General features: G+C 72.3%; 6 protein-coding genes. All 6 read left to right on the top strand.

The genetic code is table 11. From position 1 onward, the window contains the following. The first annotated feature begins 84 nt into the window (after nt 1-84). A complete protein-coding gene (locus E1264_RS39250; RefSeq protein ID WP_243711447.1) occupies nt 85-855 on the top strand; it encodes a GntR family transcriptional regulator in 771 nt (256 codons plus the stop codon). An 11-nt stretch (nt 856-866) separates the two neighbouring features. Further along, on the top strand, nt 867-1,094 hold the full coding sequence (locus E1264_RS39245; RefSeq protein WP_132182097.1) for a 4Fe-4S dicluster domain-containing protein: 228 nt from the start codon (nt 867-869) through the stop codon (nt 1,092-1,094). 12 nt (nt 1,095-1,106) lie between these two features. Continuing rightward, a complete protein-coding gene (locus E1264_RS39240; protein WP_132182095.1) occupies nt 1,107-2,519 on the top strand; it encodes an ABC transporter substrate-binding protein in 1,413 nt (470 codons plus the stop codon). Next, nucleotides 2,516-3,292, top strand: a complete 777-nt coding sequence (locus E1264_RS39235) for an ABC transporter permease (protein WP_132182093.1) — start codon at nt 2,516-2,518, stop codon at nt 3,290-3,292. Before E1264_RS39240 ends, E1264_RS39235 begins: the two co-directional genes overlap by 4 nt. Continuing rightward, nucleotides 3,289-4,005, top strand: coding sequence for an ABC transporter ATP-binding protein (locus E1264_RS39230; protein ID WP_132182091.1), 717 nt, complete (start codon nt 3,289-3,291; stop codon nt 4,003-4,005). Before E1264_RS39235 ends, E1264_RS39230 begins: the two co-directional genes overlap by 4 nt. Next, on the top strand, nt 4,005-5,762 hold a 1,758-nt coding region (locus E1264_RS39225), incomplete at its 3' end, for a fumarate reductase/succinate dehydrogenase flavoprotein subunit (protein WP_132182089.1). The genes E1264_RS39230 and E1264_RS39225, both read left to right, overlap by 1 nt.

The raw sequence follows: 5,762 nt of genomic DNA, 5'->3' as shown, positions 1-5,762 counted from the left end.
GGTCAGGCGGGGTGTCCGCGAAACCCCAGGTGGCGGAGCCCGGCGGCTATTCACCTATTCCGATTGATTTAGTAGGTTATGGCCGTGACCAGGAGCGACTTCACCGCCGGAGCCCTCATGCTCGCCGACGCCCGGCGGCTGCGCGCCGACCGCGCGCGGCAGGTGGCGGACGTGCTGCGCCGCCAGGTGCTCTACGGCGAGTTCCGCGGCGGCGCCGCCCTGCCCGCCGAGGCGGAGCTCGTCCGGGAGTTCGGCGCGTCCCGCAACACCGTCCGGGAGGCGCTGGACCTGCTGCGCGCCGAGGGCCTCATCGAGCGCTGCCCCGGCGTCGGCACCCTCGCCGTCGCCGAGAAGTACCCGCACGGGCTCGAACGGCTCCTCGGGCTCGCCGAGACGCTGCGCGAGCACGGCGAGGTCGCCAACGAGGTCCGCACGACCGGGCTGATCACGCCGTCCCGCGAGGTCTCCGCCCGGCTGCGGCGGCCGCCGGGCGAACCGGTCGTCTACATCGAGCGGCTCCGGCGGCTGAACGGGCTGCCGCTCTCCCTCGACCTCACCTACATCGCCCGCGACCTGGGGGAGCCGCTGCTCGCCGAGGACCTCGCCCGCAACGACATCTTCGTGCTGCTCGAACGGATCGCCGGGCAGCCGCTCGGGCTCGCCGAGGTCACCCTGGAGGCCGTCAGCGCCGACCCGCACTCGGCCGCGACCCTGGACGCCCCGCGGGGCGCCGCCCTGCTGATGCTCGAACGCCTCACCCACCTCGCCGACGGCCGCCCGGTCGACCTGGAGTTCATCCGGTTCCGCGGCGACCGCATCGCGATGAGCGGCACCCTGCGCCGCACTCACCCCTGACAGGAGAAGCCATGTCCCTGGTGGAGCACCGCACCGACGTCCCTGTGACGGTGGACGAGGCCCTCTGCATCGACGGCTGCACGCTGTGCATCGACGTCTGCCCGCTGGACGCGCTCGCCGTCCACCCCGAGACCGGCAAGGCATACATGCACGTCGACGAGTGCTGGTACTGCGGCCCCTGCGCCGACCGCTGTCCCACCGGAGCCGTGACCGTCAACATGCCGTACCTCCTGCGCTGAAGGACGCCCCCCATGAGAAGGATTCTTGCTTTCGGTCTCGTACCGCTGCTCGCCGGCTGCACCGTCGCCGGGAACGCGTCCGCGGGCGGCGGGTCCGGCCAGATCGTCGTGGGCTACCAGTCGAAGACCATCAACACCGTCACCGCCGGGACGCTCCTGCGCTCGCTCGGCTTCTTCGAGAAGCGCCTGAAGGAACTGGACGGCAAGCACTCCGTCGTCTGGCGCGACTACGACACCGGCGCGCCGATCACCGCGCAGATGCTCGCCGGGAAGATCGACATCGGCTCGATGGGCGACTACCCGCTGCTGATCAACGGCTCGCGGGCGCAGGCGCAGGGCGGCGACGCCGAGACCCAGTGGGTGTCGGTGACCGGCTACAACCTGCGCGGATCGCTGAACAGCGTGGTCGTCGCCCCCGGCTCGAAGGCGAGGACGCTGCGCGACCTGAAGGGCGAGACCGTGTCGGCGAGCGTCGGTTCCGCCGGGCACGGGACGCTCGTCCAGGCGGCGCGCCGGTACGGGCTCGACCCGGCGAAGGACGTGAAGGTCGAGAACCAGCAGCCGACCGTCGGCGCGTCCGCGCTCCAGTCGGGCGCCGCCGCGGCCTTCGCGCAGTTCGTCGCGTGGCCCGGGCTGCTGGTGCACAAGGGCCAGGCCAAGCTGCTGTACGACGGCGGCGACCTGAACGTGCCGACCTTTCACGGCGTGGTCGTCCGCAAGCAGTACGCCGAGGAGAAGACCGAGATCCTCCAGGCGTTCCTTCGCGCGCAGATCGACGCGACCAACTACCTGCACGCGCACCCGCTGGAGGCTGCGGAATCGGTGGCGGCGACGACGGGTCTGCCGGTGGAGACCGTGTACCTCTACAACGGCGCCGGTGGCGTCGCCACGTTCGACCCCACCATCAAGAAGGAGCTGCGCGACGCGTTCGTGCAGGACGTGCCGTTCCTCAAGTCCATCGGCGTCATCCAGGCGCCGCTGAAGGTGGACCCGTTCGTCAACGACACCCACATAAGGAGGGCGGTCGGCACGTCCTACGAGCGGCAGGCCGCCTCCACGGCGAACCCTGCCGCCATCACCGGGAGCGACGCGGTCTGCAAGAAGCCGGTGGGCGATCCCAAGACCGCGGGCGAGGTGTGGGTCAAGGGCGAGCCCAAGACGCGTCCTGTCGCCGACCCCGTCTGCCTTCTGAAGAACGTGCGCGCGCTTCAGGGCGAGGGCAAGCAGATCAGGGCCGTGTACATCCCGGACACCGCCGCCGGGACGCGGTGGTTCGCAGACAAGGACATCTGGGTCGAGGACCCGTCCGCGAAGGCCGCGGAGAGGTTCAAGCCGTTCGCCACTCCGGAGGGCGCGCAGAAGTACGTCTCCGCGCACTCCGGTGCGAAGGTCGTCCCGTACGGCGAGGCGGTGCGGCGCGCATGAACGGCCTGCACCGCTGGCCCGTCAGGGTGGCGTCGCTGCTGGCCGCCGTCGCGGTCTGGCATCTGGTGACGGCAGCCGACCTGCGGCTCTGGGTCCGGTTCGACCGGTTCCCCGGCCCGGTGGACGTCGTCGCGGAGTTCGGCCGCCAGGTCGAGCAGGGGCGGTACTGGCAGGACGTCGCGCAGAGCCTCGTCCGGATCCTGACCGGGTTCGCGCTCGCCGCCGTGCTGGGCGTCGCGCTCGGCCTCGCCACCGCCCGGTCCCGGTGGGCGGGGGACCTGCTGCAGCCGCTGTTCGAGGTGGCCCGCCCGATCCCCGCGATCGCGCTGGTCCCGGTCGCGATCCTGCTGTTCCCGGCGAACGAGCAGGGGATCGTGTTCATCACGTTCGCGGCGGCGTTCTTCCCCGTCCTGGTCAGCACCCGGCACGCGGTGAAGGCGCTCCCGGTCGTCTGGGAGGACGCGGTGCGCACGTTGGGCGGCGGGCGGTGGCGGGTCCTGGCCCGGGTCGTCCTGCCGGGGGTGCTGCCGGGCGTGTTCGGCGGGCTGTCCATCGGCATGGGCGTGGCGTGGATCTGCGTCATCTCCGCCGAGATGATCTCCGGCGACTTCGGCGTCGGCTACCGGACCTGGCAGGCGTACACGATCGTCGACTACCCCGGCGTGCTCGTCGGGATGGCCACCATCGGGCTGCTCGGCTGGCTCACCTCCGCGTCGGTGGAGCTGGCCGGACGCCGCCTCACCCGGTGGCTTCCGAGGGAGGGACAGGCATGACGGGGCTTTCGCTGCGGGCCGAGCGGGTGACGCTCGGGTACGGCGGGCGGGCGGTCGTCCGCGGGCTCGACCTGGACGTGGCGGCGGGCGAGATCCTCGTCGTCGTCGGACCGTCCGGGTGCGGGAAGTCCACGCTGCTGCGCGCGTTCGCCGGGCTCCTCCCGGCCGTGTCGGGACGCGTCCTCGCGGACGGCGAGCCGGTCACCGGGGCGTCCGCCGACCGGGCGCTGATGTTCCAGGACGACGCGCTCCTGCCGTGGCGGACCGCCCGCCGCAACGTCGAGCTGGCCCTGGCGCTGCGGGGCGTCCCGCGCCGGGAGCGCCGCGCGGCGGCGGAGCGCTGGCTCGGCCGGGTGGGGCTCGGCGACGACGCCGGGCGGCTGCCGCGCGAGCTGTCGGGCGGGATGCGGCAGCGCGTCCAGCTCGCCAGGACGCTCGCCGCCGGACCCCGCGCGATCCTCATGGACGAGCCGTTCGGCGCCCTGGACGCGCAGACGCGCGCGTCCATGCAGCGGCTCCTCCTGGACGTCCTGGCCGACGCCCCCGCGACGGTCGTGTTCGTCACCCACGACGTGGACGAGGCGCTGCTGCTCGGCCGCCGCGTCGTCGTCCTCGGCCAGGACGGGGTCGCCGCGGAGTTCGCCGTCCCCGCGTCCCGCGACGACGTGCTCACCGCGCTCGGCGCCGGCGACCAGGTGAAGGAGGCCGTCTGATGGAGATCCCGCCGGTCGCGGATCGCCGCGAGCTGAGCTGCGACGTCCTGGTGATCGGGGGCGGCACCGCCGGGACGATGGCCGCCATCACCGCCGCCGAGCACGGCGCGTCCGTGCTGCTGCTGGAGAAGGCGCACGTCCGGCACTCGGGCGCGCTCGCCATGGGCATGGACGGCGTCAACAACGCCGTCATCCCCGGCAAGGCCACGCCCGAGGACTACGTCGCCGAGATCACCCGCGCCAACGACGGCATCGTGAACCAGCGGACCGTCCACCAGACGGCCACGCGCGGCTTCGCCATGGTGAAGCGGCTCGAACGGTACGGCGTGAAGTTCGAGAAGGACGAGCACGGCGAGTACGCGGTCCGCAGGGTTCACCGGTCGGGTTCGTACGTCCTGCCCATGCCGGAGGGCAAGGACGTCAAGAAGGTGCTCTACCGGGTGCTGAGGCAGCGTTCCATCCGGGAGAAGGTGCAGATCGAGAACCGCGTCATGCCCGTGCGCGTACTGACGTCGGAGGAGGACGGGCGCGCCGTAGGGGCCGTGGGCTTCGACACCCGCAGCGGCGAGTTCGTCACCGTCTCCGCCGGGGCCGTGATCCTGGCGACGGGCGCGTCCGGCCGCCTGGGACTGCCCGCGTCCGGCTACCTGTACGGGACGTACGAGAACCCCACGAACGCGGGCGACGGCCACGCCATGGCCTACCACGCGGGCGCCGAGCTCAGCGGCATCGAATGCTTCCAGATCAACCCGCTCATCAAGGATTACAACGGGCCCGCGTGCGCCTACGTCGCCAACCCGTTCGGCGGCTACCAGGTCAACGCCGCCGGGACGCGGTTCGTCGACTGCGACTACTGGTCCGGCCAGATGATGGCGGAGGTCAAGCGGGAGATCGACTCCGCGCGCGGCCCCATCTACCTGAAGCTCACCCACCTGCCGGACGAGACCCTGACCGCGCTCGAAGGCATCCTGCACACCACCGAGCGGCCGACGCGCGGCACCTTCCACGCGGGACGCGGCCACGACTACCGCACCCACGACGTGGAGATGCACATCTCCGAGATCGGGCTGTGCGGCGGGCATTCCGCGTCCGGCGTGTGGGTGGACGAGCACGCCCGCACCACCGTGCCCGGCCTGTACGCGGCGGGCGACCTGGCCTGCGTCCCGCACAACTACATGATCGGCGCGTTCGTCTTCGGGGACCTGGCGGGCGCGCACGCGTCCGCCCACCTGGGCGGGGCGGCGGCGCTGCCCGAGGACCAGATCCGGGCGGCGCACGAGCTGATCTACCGCCCGCTGCGCAACCCGGACGGGCCGCCGCAGCCGCAGGTCGAGTACAAGCTCCGCCGGTTCGTCAACGACTACGTCGCGCCGCCCAAGACGCGCGCGAAGCTCGACATCGCCGTCGAGACGTTCGCCCGCATGGAGGCGGAGATCGCGGGCATGGGCGCGCGGACCCCGCACGAGCTGATGCGCTGCGCCGAGGTGACGTTCATCCGCGACTGCGCGGAGATGGCCGCCCGCTCGTCCCTGACCCGCACCGAGAGCCGCTGGGGCCTCTACCACGACCGCGCCGACCTGCCCGAACGCGACGACACGGCCTGGATGTACCACCTCAACCTGCGCCGCCGGGACGACGGCGCGATGGAGTTCGTGAAGCGGCCGGTCGCGCCGTACCTGGTGCCGGTCGAGGAGTTCACCGTCCCGGAGCCCGGCGGCGAGCCCGTCGTGCTCACCCCGCCGCCCGCGGTCTCGTCC

The organism is Actinomadura sp. KC216 (assembly GCF_004348535.1).
Taxonomy (GTDB): Bacteria; Actinomycetota; Actinomycetes; order Streptosporangiales; family Streptosporangiaceae; genus Spirillospora.
This window is presented reverse-complemented; position numbering and strand designations above follow the sequence as displayed.

What these genes read in the sequence shown, in the direction of transcription:
- E1264_RS39235 (WP_132182093.1), top strand. Translation starts at nt 2,516, where the DNA reads ATGAACGGCCTGCACCGCTGGCCCGTCAGGGTGGCGTCGCTGCTGGCC.
- E1264_RS39245 (WP_132182097.1), top strand. Translation starts at nt 867, where the DNA reads ATGTCCCTGGTGGAGCACCGCACCGACGTCCCTGTGACGGTGGACGAG.
- E1264_RS39230 (WP_132182091.1), top strand. Translation starts at nt 3,289, where the DNA reads ATGACGGGGCTTTCGCTGCGGGCCGAGCGGGTGACGCTCGGGTACGGC.
- E1264_RS39240 (WP_132182095.1), top strand. Translation starts at nt 1,107, where the DNA reads ATGAGAAGGATTCTTGCTTTCGGTCTCGTACCGCTGCTCGCCGGCTGC.